Annotated in this window: 24 protein-coding genes and 1 tRNA gene; 6 read left to right on the forward strand and 19 right to left on the reverse strand. The window is 37.2% G+C overall.

The features are described 5' to 3' along the window. Positions 1-275: 275 nt before the first annotated feature. From QRN68_RS15645 to QRN68_RS15680, 8 genes are all read right to left on the reverse strand, one after another. Complete coding sequence (locus QRN68_RS15645) at positions 276-398, reverse strand: hypothetical protein (protein ID WP_263297453.1); 123 nt, start codon at positions 396-398, stop codon at positions 276-278. A 523-nt stretch (positions 399-921) separates the two neighbouring features. After that, entirely contained in the window at positions 922-1,530 is a 609-nt protein-coding gene (locus tag QRN68_RS15650; protein ID WP_285397828.1) for an FMN-binding negative transcriptional regulator, read from the reverse strand. Between the two features lie 18 nt (positions 1,531-1,548). Continuing rightward, positions 1,549-1,785 (reverse strand): glutaredoxin family protein, encoded by a 237-nt coding sequence (locus tag QRN68_RS15655; protein WP_285397829.1) that lies wholly within the window; start codon positions 1,783-1,785, stop codon positions 1,549-1,551. Positions 1,786-1,991: 206 nt separating this feature from the next. Continuing rightward, positions 1,992-4,265, reverse strand: coding sequence for a S9 family peptidase (locus tag QRN68_RS15660; protein WP_285397830.1), 2,274 nt, complete (start codon positions 4,263-4,265; stop codon positions 1,992-1,994). A gap of 226 nt (positions 4,266-4,491) precedes the next feature. Next, the gene (locus QRN68_RS15665) at positions 4,492-6,765 is read right to left on the reverse strand and encodes a S9 family peptidase (protein ID WP_285397831.1); all 2,274 of its coding nucleotides are present in this window, start codon (positions 6,763-6,765) and stop codon (positions 4,492-4,494) included. A gap of 53 nt (positions 6,766-6,818) precedes the next feature. Then, the gene (locus QRN68_RS15670; protein WP_285397832.1) at positions 6,819-6,992 is read right to left on the reverse strand and encodes a hypothetical protein; all 174 of its coding nucleotides are present in this window, start codon (positions 6,990-6,992) and stop codon (positions 6,819-6,821) included. A 359-nt stretch (positions 6,993-7,351) separates the two neighbouring features. After that, on the reverse strand, positions 7,352-8,101 hold the full coding sequence (locus QRN68_RS15675; protein WP_285397833.1) for a TPM domain-containing protein: 750 nt from the start codon (positions 8,099-8,101) through the stop codon (positions 7,352-7,354). Further along, positions 8,101-8,682: a LemA family protein gene (locus QRN68_RS15680; RefSeq protein ID WP_285397834.1), complete on the reverse strand. Its 582-nt coding sequence runs from the start codon at positions 8,680-8,682 to the stop codon at positions 8,101-8,103. The genes QRN68_RS15675 and QRN68_RS15680 overlap by 1 nt, the downstream gene beginning before the upstream one ends. Positions 8,683-8,831: 149 nt before the next feature. Between QRN68_RS15680 and QRN68_RS15685 the strand changes: the two genes are divergently transcribed. After that, positions 8,832-9,449 carry a spore coat protein gene (locus QRN68_RS15685; protein WP_285397835.1) on the forward strand — a complete coding sequence of 206 codons (618 nt, stop codon included), beginning with the start codon at positions 8,832-8,834 and terminating at the stop codon, positions 9,447-9,449. 65 nt (positions 9,450-9,514) lie between these two features. Here QRN68_RS15685 and QRN68_RS15690 read toward each other — a convergent pair whose 3' ends face one another. The 4 genes from QRN68_RS15690 to QRN68_RS15705 form a co-directional block, all read right to left on the reverse strand. Further along, complete coding sequence (locus QRN68_RS15690; protein ID WP_285397836.1) at positions 9,515-10,237, reverse strand: amino acid ABC transporter ATP-binding protein; 723 nt, start codon at positions 10,235-10,237, stop codon at positions 9,515-9,517. Further along, positions 10,234-10,938, reverse strand: coding sequence for an amino acid ABC transporter permease (locus tag QRN68_RS15695; RefSeq protein WP_285397837.1), 705 nt, complete (start codon positions 10,936-10,938; stop codon positions 10,234-10,236). Before QRN68_RS15695 ends, QRN68_RS15690 begins: the two co-directional genes overlap by 4 nt. Before the next feature lie 233 nt (positions 10,939-11,171). Beyond that, a complete protein-coding gene (locus tag QRN68_RS15700; protein WP_285397838.1) occupies positions 11,172-11,966 on the reverse strand; it encodes a basic amino acid ABC transporter substrate-binding protein in 795 nt (264 codons plus the stop codon). Between the two features lie 493 nt (positions 11,967-12,459). Continuing rightward, positions 12,460-12,534 (reverse strand) — tRNA-Arg (locus QRN68_RS15705). 457 nt (positions 12,535-12,991) lie between these two features. Here QRN68_RS15705 and clpP point away from each other — a divergent pair. The 5 genes from clpP to QRN68_RS15730 are packed head-to-tail and all read left to right on the forward strand — an operon-like array spanning position 12,992 to position 15,063. After that, positions 12,992-13,582, forward strand: a complete 591-nt coding sequence (gene clpP, locus QRN68_RS15710; RefSeq protein ID WP_285397839.1) for an ATP-dependent Clp endopeptidase proteolytic subunit ClpP — start codon at positions 12,992-12,994, stop codon at positions 13,580-13,582. A 42-nt stretch (positions 13,583-13,624) separates the two neighbouring features. After that, positions 13,625-13,792 (forward strand): hypothetical protein, encoded by a 168-nt coding sequence (locus QRN68_RS15715; protein ID WP_285397840.1) that lies wholly within the window; start codon positions 13,625-13,627, stop codon positions 13,790-13,792. Positions 13,793-13,828: 36 nt separating this feature from the next. Then, positions 13,829-14,122: a hypothetical protein gene (locus QRN68_RS15720; RefSeq protein WP_285397841.1), complete on the forward strand. Its 294-nt coding sequence runs from the start codon at positions 13,829-13,831 to the stop codon at positions 14,120-14,122. Positions 14,123-14,182: 60 nt separating this feature from the next. Continuing rightward, on the forward strand, positions 14,183-14,350 hold the full coding sequence (locus QRN68_RS15725; RefSeq protein WP_285397842.1) for a hypothetical protein: 168 nt from the start codon (positions 14,183-14,185) through the stop codon (positions 14,348-14,350). A gap of 17 nt (positions 14,351-14,367) precedes the next feature. Then, a complete protein-coding gene (locus QRN68_RS15730; protein WP_285397843.1) occupies positions 14,368-15,063 on the forward strand; it encodes a hypothetical protein in 696 nt (231 codons plus the stop codon). Between the two features lie 92 nt (positions 15,064-15,155). Here QRN68_RS15730 and QRN68_RS15735 read toward each other — a convergent pair whose 3' ends face one another. The 7 genes from QRN68_RS15735 to trxB all read right to left on the reverse strand — a co-directional run bounded on the left by QRN68_RS15735 (position 15,156) and on the right by trxB (position 20,750). Next, a complete protein-coding gene (locus QRN68_RS15735) occupies positions 15,156-15,413 on the reverse strand; it encodes an HPr family phosphocarrier protein (RefSeq protein ID WP_285397844.1) in 258 nt (85 codons plus the stop codon). A 114-nt stretch (positions 15,414-15,527) separates the two neighbouring features. Further along, a complete protein-coding gene (whiA, locus tag QRN68_RS15740; protein WP_285397845.1) occupies positions 15,528-16,475 on the reverse strand; it encodes a DNA-binding protein WhiA in 948 nt (315 codons plus the stop codon). Between the two features lie 65 nt (positions 16,476-16,540). Further along, positions 16,541-17,536 (reverse strand): gluconeogenesis factor YvcK family protein, encoded by a 996-nt coding sequence (locus QRN68_RS15745; protein ID WP_285397846.1) that lies wholly within the window; start codon positions 17,534-17,536, stop codon positions 16,541-16,543. A gap of 4 nt (positions 17,537-17,540) precedes the next feature. Continuing rightward, positions 17,541-18,434 (reverse strand): RNase adapter RapZ, encoded by an 894-nt coding sequence (gene rapZ / locus QRN68_RS15750; protein ID WP_285397847.1) that lies wholly within the window; start codon positions 18,432-18,434, stop codon positions 17,541-17,543. Between the two features lie 9 nt (positions 18,435-18,443). Continuing rightward, positions 18,444-18,911, reverse strand: a complete 468-nt coding sequence (locus QRN68_RS15755) for an NUDIX domain-containing protein (RefSeq protein ID WP_285397849.1) — start codon at positions 18,909-18,911, stop codon at positions 18,444-18,446. Positions 18,912-19,227: 316 nt separating this feature from the next. Further along, a complete protein-coding gene (locus tag QRN68_RS15760; protein WP_285397850.1) occupies positions 19,228-19,359 on the reverse strand; it encodes a hypothetical protein in 132 nt (43 codons plus the stop codon). A 446-nt stretch (positions 19,360-19,805) separates the two neighbouring features. After that, positions 19,806-20,750, reverse strand: a complete 945-nt coding sequence (gene trxB / locus QRN68_RS15765; protein WP_285397851.1) for a thioredoxin-disulfide reductase — start codon at positions 20,748-20,750, stop codon at positions 19,806-19,808. Positions 20,751-20,774: the final 24 nt, after the last annotated feature.

Here is a 20,774-nt window from a genome sequence, read left to right on the forward strand (position 1 = left end):
GACGCTGATCCCCAAGGAGTCGCCCAGCCTCCACTCCAATCAACTAATATACAGCGCATATATTTTAAAAAATGTCATCCACAACTTTTAGTGATGATCCCATTATCATTAAATGTCTAATTTAGTCCACACTTTAATTTAAATGATCGGACTTTGTAATAAAGTTTAATCTAATAGGAGAGTACCTCTTATTAGTAAAATCCTTGATTATTTTGTTTTTCAACACAATGAAAAACTCGTAACCAATTTGACATGGCTACGAGTTTTTAGTTAGCTTATTTTGTGAAAGATAATATTGCGTTTTTCTTAAATCCGCCTAAAGCTTTTGTTGCTTCATTTTTATTTGTGTATTCAAAAATACGAACGTCCTTTTTCTCAAATACTGTAATAACCCACATTGTAAAATCTCCCTTCAAATATGTTTATGTTTTTGTAATATAACAACCACTAAAAATCGTGATACTTTTGCAAACTGTTTTATAACAACCTCTTACTTGATTCCTATTCTACTCCGATTTTTTAAAAAATAAAGCCTAATGTGAAGGTCTTCACAAACTGTTCAAATTCATAACGCTTTCATTGAACAATTTGTGAATTGTGGATATTACCTCTTAAGATTTGGGTAAAGCATAATCCGTGGGCCAACAGTGTTTTATGTGCGAAAGCGTAGTGCTAACGTAGCGGCAGCAACAAATGTTTTATGTGCGAAAGCACAGTGCTAACGTAGCGACAGCAACAAATATTTTTTGCGTGAAAGCGTAGTATAAATGAAGCGACAGTAACTGATATTTTTAGGCTGAGTTCCTCTATTTCAGCGAATGGATATCCAAAAAACTGCTGAAATAAGATAAAAAATTCTGCTCTTTCTTCACTGCCACTTATATAGCAGGAGAAATGCAGAATTTTTAGTGTAGATTTCATTCACTTAATGTTTTGCTTCATTAAATGAGCGATTTGCTGCTCATTTGTCTGTTCGATTTCTTCTAATTTTTGAATCACTAATTTCTGTCTATCATTAGAATGGTCCTGGCTTAACTTCTTCTTACCTTCCATACTTGAGATTTTTAATTTAAAACCTTGAACCCCTTTGTTTAGATTGCTTACACGTTGTTCATCTACCTGAGTTAGGCTATATGTGCTGTTACTGTGTTCATATTTTTCAATCATGTTGTTAAATGATTTTATTAGTTCATCATTGTGGTCAATAAGCTCTATTTCACCATAAACATGTACTGCTACATAATTCCATGTTGGGACAGCTTGATTTGTTTCATACCATGATGGAGATATGTAGCAATGCGGTCCGTGAAACACTGCTAAAACTTTTTGGTTTTCAATACCCCTCCATTGAGGGTTACCTTTTGCAAAATGTCCAATTAAACAGTCTTTTTTGTCATTGAACAATAATGGAAGATGTGTTGCATAAGGTATTCCTTCATGGGTTGAAAAAAGTGTCGCAAAACTGTTCTCCTGAATAACTTCTATCATCTCAGAAATATCTTTTATTTTAAAAGCCGCTGGTATGAACATCAGCAAATTCCCCCTTTGTTATTCACTACATAAATTCTCCATCAGTGTGGCGTAATCCAAATTGCCGTATTGTATAACTTGCCCATCTTTTTCTACTACCGGAATCATTAACATATATTTTTCATGTATGCTCTCATCTTCTTCAATATCAATAATTTCAATATCGAAATGTATATCCTCCTGTACAAGCTTTAATGTATGCAGTCCCTCTACACATAATCCACAATTAGCTCGACTAAAAAATTTCACGTTCAATTACAGCACCTCCATAAAGTAATTATAAAACGAAACAGCTATCTATAAGTAAGATACTGTAATCCCCATTACTTGCCAACTCTCTCATTCTCGTGCTAGCATGACTCCTTCTACTTAACTTATTAGTATTAAGCCCTTATAATAAGTCCTCTAACTAGAAAAAAAACTGTGCAAGCAACTTACTTCCTGCACAGTTTTTTCTCGAATTATTTTTTCAAATGACTATCTAAGAATTTTAGCATTGCATTATAGAATTCAATGCGGTTTTCTTCATTTTGGAAGACATGACCTTCATTTTCTTTCAACATGTACTCCACTTCAACGCCTTTTGCACGTAATGCCTCAACGATTTGATCAGATTCAGCTTTATTTACACGTGGATCATTTGCACCTTGAGCTACAAATAATGGCGTTTTAATTTTATCCACATGGAAGATAGGCGAAGCAGCTGTTAATAGTTCTTTATCCTTCTCTGGATGCCCTACACGTTCATAAAGTTGGTTACGCATTGTTTCCCAATATGGAGGGATTGTATTTAATAATGTAAAGATATTCGATATTCCTACATAGTCAACTGCTGCTGCATATAGATCTGGTGTAGTAGTGATACCAGCTAAAGTTGCATAGCCTCCAAATGATGCACCGTAAATTCCGATGCGTTTAGGGTCAGCAATGCCTTGGTCGATTGCCCATTGTACACCGTCTGTAATATCATCTTGAATTTTCAGACCCCATTGTTTATTACCCGCTTCTAAAAACTCTTTTCCGTAACCCGAAGAAGAACGGAAATTCACTTGTAGCACGGCATAACCACGGTTTGCTAGTAATTGTACTTCTGGATTAAAGCCCCACATATCACGCGCCCATGGACCACCATGTGGATTGACGATAAGTGGTAAGTTTTTAGCCTCTTTGTTTTTCGGTAAAGTTAAATAGCCGTTAATTGTTAAGCCATCTCGACTCTTGTAGGAGATTGGATGCATTTCCGCAAGCTCCTCTGGTTTTAACCAAGGGCTTAATGTAGCCATTTCTGTCAATTCATCTGTTGTTGAATCATAGTAATAATATTTCCCGTAAACAGTGTCACTAGAAACGCTAACAATAAATTTTGTCATATCTTTGTTGTAGTCATTGATGCCTAATTCACTTTCTTGAACACCTAATTTGTTTTGAATTTTACGGAATAGTTTTTCAAAGTCCTCGTCAAAGAATTGATAATGTACTTTATCTGTTACATACGCTCCATATAATACTTTATCTTTCTCATCGTTATATAATACACCCGATACATCCACTTCTGGGTTCGACATAATTACTTCTTCTTTACCTTCTAAATCATATTTAACTACTTCTACTTTATCTCTTCCTTTATTAGAAGTTGCGTAAATATGTTTATTGTCTTTTGAGAAACTAAAAGGGTTTATTTCATCCCCTGCTTCTATTTCAATAAATGGCTTGAATTCATCTTTTTCTGAATCACGATAAAGGATCGTTCCTACTACACCGTCTGAAACTACTGCCATTCGAACATTGCCATTCGAATCTGCTAACCAGCTACTAATATTACCTGGATTTTTAGCAACATGTGTTGTCTTACCAGTCTTGACATTCAGCTTGTACACATCAAAGACTTTCGCATCTTCTTTATTCATCAAAATAAGGATTTCGTCTTGAACACCCTGTAAATCACTTAAGAATCTAACTGTTACATTTGGATAAGGTGTTAAATCCTTCTCCTCATTGCCATTAAATGTTGTCGAATAAATGTGGAAGTTTTCGTCGCCACCTTTATCCTTTATATATAGTAGATTATCATCTTTCCAGAGCGATCCAGCGATATCACGATCCGTTGAGCTAGATACACGTACCGGCTCGCTATCATCGTTCATTTTTTTCACGAAAACATTTGAACGATTTTCCCATTCAGCATTATACGTAATATAATTACCATCTGGTGAAAGTGAATAGCCAAAGCTTCCTGGATTTTTCATGAAATCTTCGACGGAAATTTCTTTCACGCCTTCATTACTTTCACCGCTTTTCACTTTTTTCGTATTATTCAGAATTTTAATTGCATCTTGTTTAGAAATTGTTTCACTATTTGAAAGACCGTTAAATAAACCAAGCTTATTGGCTTTTTCTTGATATTCAGCAAGTGTTTTTTCTTTTTCCTCTTTATTTAAAGCTCTTACTAAAATACGTGCTGCTTCATCACGTTTAATATTCGCGCTTAAATCTTTTAATTCTTCGCCTTTTACCCACTGATCAATAATTTGCTGACGCATTGTCTCTGATCCATGTTGGAATGTTAGAGCTGTGACAGTTAAATCTAAAAATTCCTTAGCAGATAAACTTTCCTCTTTTACTTCTACTTGACTGCTAGTTTCATTGGCAGCGCGGACTTCCTGCATAGATACAGGAATGACTACAGATGTCGTTAAAATAACAGCTAATGATGCAGATAAAAATCTTTTTTTCAAAATGATTCCTCCTTTAATCAATCGCGTAATGTCATTTGTCGATACAACAAAATCATAACAATTTTAGTATTTTTGTCAATCATTAGTTATACAATTGAGCAAGATGAAAACGATCTAGTACATGAATAGCAAAGCGAAGACTCCTCTTTTGATTTGTCTAGTTAACAAAAATTATTGAATCCATAGAAAAAACTGTGCAAGATATATCCTGCACAGTCTTCTTATATTATTTTTTTAAATGACTATCTAAGAATTTTAGCATTGCATTATAGAATTCAATTTTGTTTTCTTCGTTTTGGAAACCATGGCCTTCATTATCTTTCAGCATATATTCCACATCTACGCCTCTTTCACGTAATGCTTTAACAATTTGATCAGATTCAGCCTGATTTACACGCGGATCATTTGCACCTTGAGCTACAAATAACGGTGTTTTAATTTTATCAACATGGAAGACAGGTGAAGCTGCTGTTAATAGCTCTTTATCCTTCTCTGGATGCCCTACACGTTCATAAAATTGGTTACGCACTGTTTCCCAATATGGAGGAATTGTATTTAATAATGTAAAGATATTCGATACACCTACATAATCAACTGCTGCTGCATATAGATCTGGTGTAGTAGTGATACCAGCTAACGTTGCATAGCCTCCAAATGATGCACCGTAAATTCCGATGCGTTTAGGGTCTGCAATACCTTGGTCGATTGCCCATTGTACACCATCTGTAATATCATCTTGGATTTTTAGACCCCATTGTTTATTACCAGCCTCTAAAAACTCTTTTCCGTAACCTGTTGAAGAACGGAAATTCACTTGTAATACCGCATAACCACGGTTTGCTAGTAGTTGTACTTCTGGATTAAAGCCCCACATGTCTCGAGCCCATGGTCCACCGTGTGGATTGACGATAAGAGGTAGGTTTTTAGCCTCTTTGTTTTTAGGTAAAGTTAAATAACCGTTAATTGTCAAGCCATCTCTACTCTTATAGGAAATTGGATGCATTTCCGCAAGCTCCTCTGAGTTTAACCAAGGGCTTAACGTTGCCAATTCTTTTAATTCATCTGTTGTTGAATCGTAGTAATAGAATTTTCCGAAAACAGTGTCACTAGCAACACTAACAATGAATTTTGTCATTTCTTTGTTGTAATCATTGATGCCTAATTCACTTTCAGAAACACCTAATTTGTTTTGAAGTTTACGGAATAATTTTTCAAAGTCCTCGTCAAAGAATTGATAATGCAGCTTATCTGTTACATAGGTACCGTATAATAATTTATCTTTATCAGCACTATATAATACACCTGCTACATCCACGTCTGGGTTGGACATAATTACTTCTTCTTTACCTTCTAAATCATATTTAACTACTTCTACTTTGTCTCTTCCTTTATTAGAAGTTGCGTAAATATGTTTATTGTCTTTAGAGAAGGCAAGTGGCATTACTTGTTCCCCTGCTTTAAATTCAATAAATGGCTTGAATTCATCTTTTTCTGAATCACGATAAAGAACAGTGCCTTCTACACCGTCTGAAGCAACTGCCATACGTACATTGCCATCACGATCTGCTAACCAGCTAACAATATTGCCTGGGTTTTTAGCAACATGTGTTGTTTTACCAGTCTTCACATTCAGCTTGTACACATCAAAGACTTTTGCATCTTCTTTATTCATCATAATAAGGATTTCGTCTTTAACGCCCTTTAAACCACTTAATAACCCAACTGTTACATTTGGATAAGGAGTTAAATCTTTTTCCTCATTACCGTTAAATGATGTTGAATAAATGTGGAAGTTTTCGTCGCCACCTTTATCCTTTACATATAGTAAATTATCATCTTTCCAGAACGATCCGGCGATATCACGATCTTTTGAGCTAGATACACGTACTGGCTCGCTATCGTCATTCATTTTCTTTACGAAAACATTTGAACGATTTTCCCATGGAGCGGTGAACGTAATGTAATTACCATCTGGTGAAAGTTCATAACCGAAGTTACCTGGATTTTTCATGAAATCTTCTACAGAAATTTCTTTCACGCCTTCATTACTTACACCATTTTTCACTTTTTTTGCATTATTCAAAATTTTAACTGCGTCTTGCTTAGTAATTGTTTCACTATTTGAAAGACCGTTAAATAAACCAAGCTTATTTGCTTTTTCTTGATACTCAGCAAGTGTTGTTTCTTTTTCCTCTTTATCTAAGGCTCTTACTAAAATACGTGCCGCTTCATCACGTTTAATATTCGCACCTAAATCTTTTAATTCTTCGCCTTTTACCCACTGATCAATGATTTGTTTACGCATTGTCTCTGAGCCATGCTGGAATGTTAGAGTTGTGACAGCTAAATCTAGAAACTCCTTTGCAGATAGTTGTTCCGCTTTTACTTCTACTTGACTGCTAGTTTCATTGGCAGCGCGCACTTCCTGCATAGATACAGGAATAACTACAGATGATGTTAAAATAATTGCTAATGATGCTGATAAAAATCTTTTTTTCAAAATGTTTCCTCCTTATATCAGTACACGTTATATCGTTTGTCGATACAATGAAATTATAACAATTTTAGTCCTTTTGTCAATAATTGATAGTATTTAAATAAAATTGACTCATCACCATAGCGTGTGGTTGATTTCCGTTCCGACTGGGCGCTTTCCTGGGGGCGTCCGATGAGCCGCTTCACTCGCGTTGCTCGCTCCAGGGTCTCATCTGTGACGCTAATCCCCAAGGAGTCGCCCAGTCTCCACTCCAATCAACTAATATACGAGCGTATATTCTTAAAAATGTCATCCACAACTATTAGTGATGAGACGGATAAGGGCTAATTCCCTCTGAGTAGCCCTACGCTACAATCAGTTAAAAATGGGAATATATTAGCAAAATAGCAACAAAAAAATCCTTTATCGTCAATAAACCTATTTTTTTGCCAATCAATACACCTGATTATATTTAATTAAAATTGGCTCATGGCATACTTTTTAACAAATATCATTCACAACTTTTGATGATGTGCCATAAAATTTCTCTTTTAATCCTATAAAAAAAGCGAACTGAAATAAACAGCTCACTTTAGATACAAAGAATTCATTAAAATTTCCGACTTGCACCACCACCAGCAGATGAGCCTCCTCCGAATCCACCAAAGCCACTACCTCCAGAACCGCCACCAAAACCACCAGGAAAACCGCCACGTCCACCTGAACGAGGTCCTCTTCCCCTACCATTTGACATAAATGTATAAATAATAAGTACTATAATAACGAGTAAAATAAACATCCACGTCGGCATTTCTTCATCGTCAACATTCTTTTCAGGTAGCTCTCCATCCCAATTGTATTCTTGTGCGACAGTTTGAAATACTTCAGCATACGTTGCTTTAAATGCCTTATCAATATTTCCAGCACTTGCATTTGGATAAAATGCTGTATCTAAAATGCGTCCCAGCTTGCCATCTGGTAATGCTCCTTCGAGACCTTGACCTACAGCAATGACGACATCATTATTGCCTTCACCTTGCCCAAATGTTGCTAATATTAAGACACCATTATTTTTTTCTTTATCACCAATGCCCCACGAACGAATCATTTTTGTAGCATACATTTTTGGTTCTTGGCCATTCATGTTATCTACAGTTACGATCATAATTTCAGCACCGGTGCCTTTGTCTAGCTGCTCTGAAAAACGATCAAGCTCTTTCTTCACCGAAGCAGACAAAACATTAGCAAAATCATGAATATACGTATTTTTCATCGGTGCAGGCATTGCTGCATTGGCAACCTTTATAGATAAAATACACATGGAACAAATGATTATAAATCGTGCGATAAAACGTTTCATTATTGTTTACCTGAATTGCTAAAATCTATAGATGGTGCCTTTTCAGCTCCCGCAGCTGCTTTGAAGTATTCTTTCTTTTCAAAGCCAAACATTCCTGCAATTAGATTTCCTGGGAAACGTTTGACCGATTTATTAAAAGTCTGCACTTCATTGTTGTAGTCTTCTCGAGCAACAGCTAAGCGGTTTTCTGTTCCAGCTAATTCATCCATTAATTGACGGAAATTCGCATCTGCCTTTAAATTTGGATAATTTTCAACGACTACTAGCAATCGACTAAGTGCCCCGTTCAATGCATCATTGGCTACCGCCTGTTCCTCTGGACTACGTGCACTCCCCATTTGTGCACGTGCCTCTGTAATGCTAGTAATAACTTCCTTCTCATGATTAGCGTATCCTTTAACAGATTCTACTATATTCGGAATCAAATCATAGCGACGTTGTAGCTGATTTTCGACTTGAGCCCATTTTGAATCAACACTTTCTTCGGCTGTTACAAGGCTATTGTATTTTGGAATAAATAGTAAGGCCAATACAACAAGAATAATAACGATAATCCCTATAGGTCCAAATATTTTTTTCAATTTACAACCTCCTTCGTCTTCTTTTCTATACCAACAGTAAAAAACATCTTTATTCTACATATATGCAAATACTTTATTGCCGTATGAAATTTGTCTAAAATGCCATACTTAGTACTGTAACAAACTATGATATTGAGGAGGCGCTTTTTTTGTCACAATCGTTTCATAACGAATCATCAAACCAAACATCATCATTCAACCAACAACAAAGCCTAAATCATGGTGGGCATGAACTAATGGACATGCATGAAACAATTGGCGAAATCATTGCTGGTATGAATCAATCCATTGTTTTACGTCCACATATTAAGGACCCTGAATTACTTAGCATTTTGGATCGTCAATATAATTTCACATTAGGTATGTACAATACTATTGTGGAATCATTTAAAACAGGTCATGATCCTTCTGTTCCTACAGGTCGCTATCAAATGGAGACAGGCAATAATTTTAAATTTGGATTAAATCCTGGCCAGCCTAAAAAACCGATGCAAAATGCAAGTGAACTCAACGATGAAGCAATTTCTGGCTTCCTATTAGGGGCTCAAAAAGGGGCAGCAAAATGTATGACCGCAGCGGCAACGGAAACTACAAACCCTGTAGTTCGACGCGTTGTTGCAGATAGTATTCCCAACTGCATCGAAATGGCATACGAATTATCTATTTACCAAAATATGCACGGCTACTATCAAGTACCACAATATTCTCAACAGGATATGCAAACGATGCTTAGTGCATACGACACTACAACAAATCCCCTTCATTAATTATAAAAACAAGAGCAGTCTCTACTGTGATGTCTATCACAAAGAGACTGCTCTTGTTTAATGAACTATAAAACTTTCCCTAAAAATGCTTTCGTTCGTTCGTTTTGAGGATTACCAAAAAGTTCCTTAGGTGTTCCCTCTTCAACAATATAGCCACCATCCATAAAGACAACACGATCTCCAACTTCACGAGCAAAGCCCATTTCATGTGTCACAACAATCATCGTCATTCCTTCAGCGGCTAGATTTTTCATAACATCTAGTACCTCTTTTACCATTTCGGGATCAAGTGCCGAAGTAGGTTCATCAAATAACATGGCCTTTGGTTTCATCGCTAAAGCACGAGCAATGGCAACACGTTGCTGCTGACCACCAGAAAGCTGCTCAGGGTAGTTATAAGCCTTACTATCAAGACCGACCTTTTTCAACAACTCATGTCCAAGTGCTTCCGCTTCTGCCCTACCCATTTTACGGATTTGCATCGGAGCCATCGTCACATTATCTATAACTGTCATGTGTGGGAATAAATTAAATTGTTGAAACACCATACCCACTTCAGCTCGTATCGCATTAATATTTGTTTTCGGATCATTAATCTTCACATTCTCGATATAAATGGCACCATCTGTTACTTCTTCTAACATATTAATGCAACGTAAAAATGTACTTTTCCCCGAACCTGAAGGGCCAATTACACAAACAACTTCCTTTTCTTGAATTTCATAATCAATACCTTTTAATACTTCCAATTTGCCGAAATATTTGTGTAAATTTTCAATTTTAATCATCGTGCTTCCCGCCCTTCTGTCTTACGAGGGACATAGCTATTACTAAATCGCTTTTCAATAAATGCTACAATCTTTGTTACACCATACGTTAAAATTAAATATAATACTGCTGCAACAATATATGGTTCCCAGAAACGGAAGCTCGCTCCTGCTACTACTTTACTTGCATATAAAATATCTGGAGCCGCAATAACGGTTACTAAAGATGAGTCTTTTAATAAAGCAATAAACTCATTACCTAACGGCGGAATCATTCGTCTAAAAGCTTGTGGTAAAATGACTTTTCGCATCGCTTGGTTATGTGTTAAGCCAAGAGAACGAGCTGCCTCCATTTGTCCTTTAGCAATACTTTGAATTCCCGCACGGAAAATCTCTGCATTGTATGCCGCACAGTTTAAAATAAGCGCCGTAATCCCTGACACCATATAGCCTAATGAATGTCCAAAAATAGTCGGTATCACCGCTAAGTGAATTAATAAAATTTGTACAAGCATCGGTGTCCCACGAAATAAATCTACGTACAGTTTACATGGCCAATAAATCCATTTTCTAGTCGATAATTTTCCAAGTCCTAAAAATAGCCCTAAAAGAATTCCGCCAAAATAACCACTGAGCGTTAAAATTAGCGTCACACCAATACCACGTATAAACATATCACGGTAGTTCCAGACTATGTCCCAGCGTAAGTCAAAGATGTCCATCCGAAAACCCCACTTCCCCTTTTAATTCCATCAAAAATCAATTTCGCATTGGCGTAATTGTTGCTGTCGCTTTGCTTTCGCAACAGAGAACATTTGTAGCTGTCGCTTTGCTTTCGCAACAGAGAACATTTGTAGCTGTAGCTGCCGATTTGCTTTCGCTACAATAACATTTTGCTATATGAAAATAAATGAGCCGCTAGCATAACTATACTAGTGGCATCATGTATTTATTATTACTTAAATTCTGTTCCTGTAATTTCTTTTAATTTACCGTTTTCTTTAATTTTTTTCAGACCTTCATTTAATAGGTTTAACAGCTCTTTATTCCCTTTTTGAACCATAAATCCATAATATTCTTTTTCAAATGCGTCATCTTTAACTACTTTAAGCTTTTCTTTTGGATGTGCCTTAATATATTCATAAACTACCGCATTATCACCAATTGTTGCGTCTACGTTTCCATTTAGCATCTCTTGAATAGCAATTGGTTGGGTTTCAAATGCCATAATATTTGTACTTGATTCACCTTGAAGCTTTTTAGCAGCTTCATGACCAGTAGCATTAATTTGTACCGAAATCTTTTTATCTTTTAAATCATCTAAAGATTTAATCTTTGAATCTTCCTTTACAACGATTACTAATTGAGATTCATAATATGGCTCAGTAAAGTCAAATGACTCTTTACGCTTTTTATTAATAGTTATCCCAGATGCACCGATATCTGTTTCACCATTCTTAATTGTTTGGAATACAGGCTCCCAACCAATATTTTGCCATTCCACTTCAAATCCCATTTCATCAGCAATCGCCTTTAAAATATCGACATCAATTCCTACAACATTACCTTTATCATCAAGCGATTCGAATGGTGCAAAAGTAGCTTCTGTTCCTACCTTATAAACTTTTTTACCACTTTCACCTTCGGATGGCTCGCTACCAGATGATGTCTTTTCTTTTGCGCCACAACCTGCTAAAACTATTGCAAATGCTGCGACGACCACAAGTAACATAGATAAACTTTTTTTCATAGCTACTCCCCCTAATTCGATTGTTTTCCGAAACACACTTAATATTTTAGTCAATTCGGAAACTTTAGACTATTAGGTCAATTATAGTGACATTATTCTCTTTAGACAATAACATTCTGTATAAAAGTAATTATTTTTTCATAAAAATTTATTTCGTCTGGGTTTTTTAGAATATAATGGTTTGAATAAATGAAAATAGTGCAAGCTGATGAATATTTATACATTTATAGGCAGTGGATCTATTTTGCAAAAAAAAAAGAATCCCCTCAGATAGGATTCTTTTTTCCGACTAGTACACTAGTCTTCACGTACAGTATGTTCACTAAAAAATAATTTGGAGTTGTTGCTTTTTTTGAAGGTTTGAAAGGAACACATACGGGAATAATGCTAATAGATAGTATTCCCATTATTTCCCCTCTTTCTCCACTAAGCAGGCTGCTAAACTACTTATTAGGAGAATGAGCTATAAAAGTAAATCAATTAATCAGTAAAATGGCGCCCTCGGAGGGAATCGAACCCCCAGTGCAAGAACCGGAATCTTACGTGTTATCCATTACACCACGAGGGCAATTAAGACCACAAAAAAAAAGTACTCACTCTAGGCTTTATGAAAAGCATGATGTAGATAATCCTCATTTGAAGCATACCTGCAAAATAGTGTACTGTACTTTAACTTATGACCTTATCAATTATACAAACCTATTGCTCATAATTCAACTATAGAATGCAAAAGATTTTAATTTTTTTTAGGCTCTTCACCAAAATATGTAGTTGACTGCGCATGACTACGACCGGACGCTTTACGCAGACGTTGCCTGAGCCTTCTCGTCGCCCGTACTTCGCAATACTTTTTAAGCAAGATCAGATTTTTGCATCGATCCATTTTTTATTTAATTAATTTCACTTTAGCAGGGTTAATATTTGACCTTCCCTGACTATAATGTGTATGATAAGGATACAGCTGAAACACAACGGATGTTTTTCAGCAAAAGTATTCGAATTTAGTTTTTTAAGGAGGATTTAACATGAATTTAATTCCTACAGTTATTGAACAAACAAGTCGTGGTGAACGTGCATATGACATCTATTCACGACTACTAAAAGACCGTATTATCCTATTAGGAAGTGCGATTGACGACAATGTTGCTAACTCAATTGTTGCTCAACTTCTATTCCTACAAGCAGAAGATCCAGATAAAGATATCTCTCTTTACATTAACTCACCAGGTGGATCTATCACTGCTGGTATGGCAATTTATGACACAATGCAAATCATCAAGCCAAAAGTACAAACAATTTGTATTGGTATGGCAGCATCTATGGGTGCTTTCCTACTTGCTGCTGGTGAACCTGGTAAACGCTTCGCATTACCGAATGCTGAAGTAATGATTCACCAACCTCTTGGCGGAGCACAAGGTCAAGCAACTGAAATCGAAATCGCTGCAAAACGTATTTTATTCTTACGTGAAAAATTAAATGGTATTTTATCAGAACGCACGGGTCAACCGCTTGAAGTTATTTCAAGAGATACAGATCGCGATAACTTCATGACTGCTGAGCGCGCAAAAGAATACGGCTTAATCGACCATATTATGGATCGTAGCGACCGTAAATAAAAATTAGGACATCTCAGATTTATTATTTCTGAGATGTCTTTTTTGGTTCTACATATAATGTTGGGATGTTTTATCCGTCGTTGCGATAGGTCTATCCGTCGCTTGGATAGTTCTATCCGTCGCTCTGGCAGCTCTTTCCGTCACTTTAATTTCTATCCGTCACTCTGGAGGTTCTTTCCGTCGTTGCGATTGTTCTATCCGTCACTTTAATTTCTATCCGTCGCTCTGGCGGCTCTTTCCGTCGCTTTGATAGTTCTATCCGTCACTTTGATGATTCTTTCCGTCGCTTGGATAGTTCTTTCCGTCGCTCTGGCAGCTCTTTCCGTCGCTCCGATAGCTCTTTCCGTCGCTTTGATAGTTCTATCCGTCGCTTGGATGATTCTTTCCGTCGCTTTGATGATTCTTTCCGTCGCTTGGATAGTTCTTTCCATCACTTTAATTTCTATCCGTCGCTCTGGCGGCTCTTTCCGTCGCTCCGATAGTTCTATCCGTCGCTTGGATGATTCTTTCCGTCGCTTGGATTTCTTTCCGTCGCTTTGATTTCTATCCGTCACTCTGGCGGCTCTTTCCGTCGTTGCGATTGTTCTATCCGTCACTTTGATGATTCTTTCCGTCGCTTGGATAGTTCTTTCCGTCGCTTTAATTTCTATCCGTCGCTCTGGCGGCTCTTTCCGTCGCTTGGATAGTTCTTTCCGTCACTTGGATAGTTCTTTCCGTCACTTTAATTTCTATCCGTCGCTCTGGCGGCTCTTTCCGTCGCTCCGATAGTTCTATCCGTCGCTTGGATGATTCTTTCCGTCGCTTGGATTTCTTTCCGTCACTCTGTTGGCTCTTTCCATCGCTTCGAGCCTTTTCTTTCCCTCGCTTTGGCCCTTCTATCCGTCACTTCGGCTCTTCTATCCACGATTTTTCCCTTTCTATCCATCATTTCGACCCTTCTATCCGCCGCGGCCTTTTCTATCCGTCACGTCGGCTTTTCTATCCACGTTTTTGGCCCTTCTATCCACGTTTTTTGCCTTTCTATCCACGATTTCGGCCCTTCTATCCGCCGCGGCCTTTTCTTTCCTTCACTTTGGCCCTTCTATCCGGCATTTCGGCTTTTCTATCCACGATTTTGGCCCTTCTATCCACGATTTTGGCCCTTCTATCCACGTTTTTTCCCTTTCTATCCATCATTTCGACTCTTCTATCCACCGCGGCCTTTTCTTTCCTTCACTTTGCCTTTTCTTTCCTTCGCCTTGCCTTTTCCGGCCTTTTCTTTCCTTCACTTTGCCTTTTTTTTCCTTCGCTTTGCCTTTTCTTTCCTTCGCCTTGCCTTTTCTTTCCTTCGCCTTGCCTTTTCCGGCCTTTTCTTTCCTTCGCTTCGATTGTTCTACCCGTCGTCGCTTCAACTCTTCTATCCGCAACTTTCCCCTTTCTATCCATCACTTCGACGATTGAAATTGCATAGCATTGACCTTCATTTTAGATTGTACAAATAGGATGGGACCTGTTTTTTCAATGTGGAAGAGCAAAAAGACTGCCCAAGATGTAAGTTTTACGTCTTGGACAGTCTCTTTGCATTATATGTTTTTTAATCTTCTTCTTCGATTAGTGCTGCCAATGCTGTAACCGCTTGCTCAGCGTCGTTACCATCACTGCTTAGAACAACCTCTGTTCCTTTTGCGATGGCTAAGCTCATAACACCCATAATGGATTTAGCATTTACTTTTTTCTCGTCTTTCTCAAGAAAGATATCTGCGCTAAAACGATTTGCTTCTTGTACAAATAGCGCTGCTTGTCTAGCTTGTAGTCCTAATTTTAATTTTACATGGACTCTTCTCTCGGTCATTCTCAAAACTCCCCTTTACTACCGTTCATTTTATTAGTTTTATCTTACCTCACTTACTAGCTAAAGAACAATACGTGATTACGCATGACATTCATACCTGAAAAGTATGAAAATTTAACCACCAATTTTTTCACCACGTCTTAAAGCATCGGCAATTTCATCGATTTTCCGTAATCGATGATTGACACCTGATTTACTAACCGTTCCACTTGATACCATTTCACCAAGTTCTTTTAGCGTTACATCTTGATATTCTACTCGTAATCGTGCAATTTCACGAAGTTTTTCAGGCAATTGATCTAGGCCTATTGAGTTTTCAATAAAACGAATATTCTCTACCTGACGTAATGCTGCACCTATTGTTTTATTTAAGTTTGCAGTTTCACAGTTGACAATGCGATTAACACTATTTCTCATGTCTCGCAATATACGAACGTCTTCAAATTTCATCATGGCTTGATGAGCGCCAACAATATTAAGAAAATCAGAAATTTTTTCCGCTTCTTTTAAATAGGTAACAAAGCCTTTTTTTCGTTCAATTGTTTTTGCATTCAACTCAAATTCGTTCATCAAATCCATTAAAGCTTCGCCATGCTCTTTATATAATGAATAAATTTCTAAATGGTAGGCTGATGTTTCTGGATTGTTGACAGAGCCACCTGCTAAAAATGCGCCTCGTAAATACGCTCTTTTTTGGCCACTCTTTTCAATGAGCTTTCGAGAAATAGTATGATTAAATTGAAAGTCGTCTGAGATGATTTCTAAATCAATTAGTAGCTCACGCGCACCTTCTCTTACACGGCAAATGTATACGTTATTTTTTTTCAAACGCATTTTTTTTCGAACAAGTAACTCTACATTATATGGATACATCTTTTTCATAATCGTATAAAGTCTTCTTGCGATTGCAGCGTTTTCAGTTTGTACGTCTAAGCTTAACTGTTTATTAGCAAAGGATAATGAACCATTCATACGAATTAGGGCAGATACTTCTGCTTTCATACAATGATTGTCCGCTTCTATTTGGGTTAATTCCTTTTTGGTTTCAGAAGCAAAAGACATATCACGCCCTCCTTTCAACCTTTAGTTCTATGTATATGTCCATCTTATCATATACAAATAGCGCTTTATGATTCTATTATTGGTTCACTTTCTGTTTGCTTATAGATATTTGCGTAATCTACAAGCCATTTTGCAACGTTTGCTGCATTATGACGAACCGTTCCGTCTGAACGAATCGTAGCAATATCTCGTTTAATAACCTCTAATCCCATACTTTCAAGCTTTGCAACGTCAAATGTCACTGGCTCCGCACATTCTTCCTTATAAAGCTCTTTTACAGGATGAGGTAGTTTTACATCATTCACCAAAATAGAATCTATAAAGGAATCTCCAACATGCTTGTATAAAGCTTTAACATGGTCACCTGCTGTATAGGAAATAGTTTCACCTTTTTGAGTCATTAAATTACAAACGTATATTTTTCTTCCCTTAGCTTTTACAACAGCCTCCCCAATTCCTTTTACAAGAAGGTTTGGAATAATACTTGTATATAAACTTCCCGGACCAATTAAAATATAGTCAGCACGATAGATTGCTCGAATAGCCTCTGGTAACGGTTTCACGTTTTCAGGTACTAAAAAAACACGACTAACTCGTTTTGTAGCCATCGGAATTTTAGATTCACCTTCAATTACTGAACCGTCCTCAAGCTCTGCATGTAAATTTATCTTTTTATTAGCTGCTGGTATAACGCGACCATGGACCTTTAAAACCTTTCCCATTTCACTAATAGCATGGTTAAAATCCCCAGTAATGTCTGTTAAAGCAGTCAGCATTAAATTACCTAATGAATGCCCACTTAAATCTTCTGATGCTGAAAATCGATATTGAAACATTTGCTCTACAAGCGGTTCAACATCCGATAAAGCTGCGATAACATTACGAACATCACCAGGTGGTGGGATATCATAGTCATCCCGTAAGCGTCCTGAAGAACCACCGTCATCAGCTACTGTCACAATTGCAGTAATTTCAAATGGGTGGTGCTTGAGCCCTCGTAATAAAGTAGAAAGCCCTGTACCACCACCTATTACAACAAGCTTTGTTCGCTTCTTTCCCATTCACTCAATCCTTTCTACGATTGATGTCACGATGCGTGATAACAGTATTTTCCTTACTAGCTAAATATGCCCCGAAATATTCTGTTAATGTCACTGAACGATGCTGTCCTCCAGTACAACCAAAAGCAATAACAAGTTGTGATTTGCCCTCTTGTCTATAGAGAGGAATCATAAATTCAAACAAATCCGTTAGTTTTTGAATGAGTGTTTGCGTATCTTCAAGTGCCAAAACATAAGAAGATACCTCAGTTTGTAAACCCGTTTTATGTCGTAACTCTTCTACATAATATGGATTTTTTAAAAAACGAACGTCAAACACTAAGTCTGCATCTATCGGCATACCATGCTTAAATCCAAAAGACATGATATTGACTGAGAAAGTATTATCAGCATCACTGGCAAATTCTTTAACGATTTTTTCGCGTAGCTCTTTGGGCTTCATATTAGATGTATTATAGACAAATTTAGCTCGACCCTTCACTTCCGATAAGAGCTTTCGTTCCTGTTTAATACCATCTAACGGTAACCCATTTACAGCTAATGGATGTGCACGTCTTGTTTCCTTATAGCGTCTAACTAAAGTTGCATCATCTGCATCTAAAAATAAAATTCGTGCAACAGTATCGCCTTCTTTAAGTATATGGTCGAGGGCTCCAATAAGAGAATCAAAAAAGTCGCCACCACGCATATCCATGACAGCTGCAATACGTGAAATATTTTTACCCGAATCCCTGAGTAAGGTTAAAAATGTCGTGAGCAACGCTGGTGGTAAATTATCAATACAGTAATACCCTAAATCCTCAAAGCTTTGAATAGCTACTGTTTTCCCAGCTCCAGACATCCCTGTAATAATAACCAATTCATGTGTATTTTTTTGGCCTTCAACCACCACTATCATGCAGCTCCTTTATTGTTCTATTGATATTTGTATTTTCTCATGAAGTAATTCAAAATCCGTCGTATATTCAAACGTACCGTACTGAATGCCTGATTGTGAGATAGCAAATTGTAAATTTGTTCGATCACCTTCAGCCATTGGCAAATGTTTCAAATCCTCTACTGGGTGCCATGCAAGTTTGCCTTCTCTAGTTTCTTCAAACGGTACACCTTCTATATCCTTTGCAACAAATGTATAAAGCATCCATTCGTCAACTACCTCATTATTTTCTTTAATAATCATCGTATAAACACCCTTTAAATGAGCATTTAATGGTGTGACATTTGTTTCTTCTTGAAACTCACGTACAGCAGCCTCATAAATTGACTCACCGCTCTCCATTTTACCGCCAGGAGCTACGTACCAGCCACGTCTTGGCTTCTGAAGTAATAATACTTGACCGTCTTTCACGGCTATTAAATTTGCAATTCTTTGCATAGGCACACCTCTAATCACTTTTGCATTCTACCTTTTATTATACCAAGACCAAACAAGGTTTGTCCTCAATTCAGAATTTTAGGAGCATTGCAATTTTAACTTCACTAATACTTACAGGAACCATGTTTTTAACTACTACTTAAACATATGAAACAACGCAATAAAAAATCAAAAATTTTATGCACAGATCAAATGCGCTAAGCGAGCGCTGGAGAGCTCGAAATAAAAGTAAACGGTCCACCACTTTAGCCCGAGAATGACTGGTTATCCATAATTAAAAATTTATCAGATGTGTTAATTAACCATTTTTATACATTCAAAGAGGCTGATTTCCGCTACGGGCTACTCGCTTTGTCGCTGACGCTTCGCTTTCGCGCAGAGCAAGGCTTCCTGCGGGCGAGCGCCGAGCCGCTTCCTCCGCTTCGTTGCTGTCGCTTCGCTTTCGCACAGAAAACATTCGCTCCGTGCAGGGTCTCGTCTGTCTCGCTTTCCCGCGGGAGTCGAGTAGCCCTACGCTACAATCAGTTAAAATGGAAATATATCAGAAAAATAGTAACAAAAAAATCCATTTATCGTACAATATTAAACCTATTTTTCCCTAATCAACACGCCTGAAAATTTATAGTTTCTTTAACAACAAAAATAGGTTGCTCCACCTATTTAGGCGGAAACAACCTACTCAACAAAATAAAAGGGGGATTGCTAATTACACTTTATATATTACACCTTTTATATGTCATTCAAGTTACAACTATATTAAGACCGTATTAAAATTGTATTTTTTTCCTTAAAATTAAATCAAGAGGATCATACCCATAATGTGGGGGATTTCCGTTCCGACTGGGCGAAATGTCATCCACAACTTCTGGTGATGAGCCAATCTCTTGATTCACTTTAAGCATTAATTTTTTCTAATAATTCTTCCACATAATGTTGTACTGCTTGTGCTGCAATACTTCCGTCACCTGTCGCTGTAACGATTTGACGTAGTGATTTTTCACGTACATCTCCTGCTGCGAAGATTCCTGGTATCGTTGTTTCCATATTTTCATTTGTCACAATATAACCAGCTTCATTTAAAATCCCTAAAGACTCAAATGGTTTAGTTAAAGGTAGCATACCAATGTAAACAAATACGCCATCAGCAGCAAAATCAGATTCTGTACCATCTACAGTTGATTGTAATGTTACACTTCCAACTTTACCATCTGCCTCATTAATTTCTTTAACAGTTGCATTCCAAATGAAATCAATTTTTTCGTTAGCAAAGGCACGATCTTGAAGAATTTTTTGTGCACGTAATTTATCACGACGGTGCACGATTGTTACTTTATCAGCAAAGCGAGTTAAGTAAACACCTTCTTCAACAGCAGAATCTCCGCCACCTACGACAACAAGATTTTTTTGCTTGAAGAATGCACCATCACATACTGCACAATAGCTGACACCACGACCTCCAAGTTCTTTCTCGCCAGGCACACCCATTTTTTTATATTCCGCACCTGTAGAAAGAATAATTGCTCGTGTTTTATATTCTTTAGCACCTGATTTTATTGTTTTATATTCCTCACCATCAATAATTTCAGTTACATCGCCATACGCATATTCTGCACCAAATTTTTTAGCATGGTCGAACATTTTTGTCGATAGCTCAGGCCCTAAAATTGTATCAAATCCAGGATAGTTTTCTACTTCTTCTGTATTTGCCATTTGTCCGCCAGGGATCCCACGTTCAATCATTAAAGTTGAAAGGTTGGCACGTGATGTATAAACAGCCGCAGTCATACCAGCCGGACCTGCACCAATTATTACAACATCATAAATTTTTTCTTCTGACATAAATACTTCCCCCTAAACAAATAC

It is taken from the genome of Lysinibacillus sp. fls2-241-R2A-57 (genome assembly GCF_030209535.1).
Taxonomy (GTDB): Bacteria; Bacillota; Bacilli; order Bacillales_A; family Planococcaceae; genus Lysinibacillus.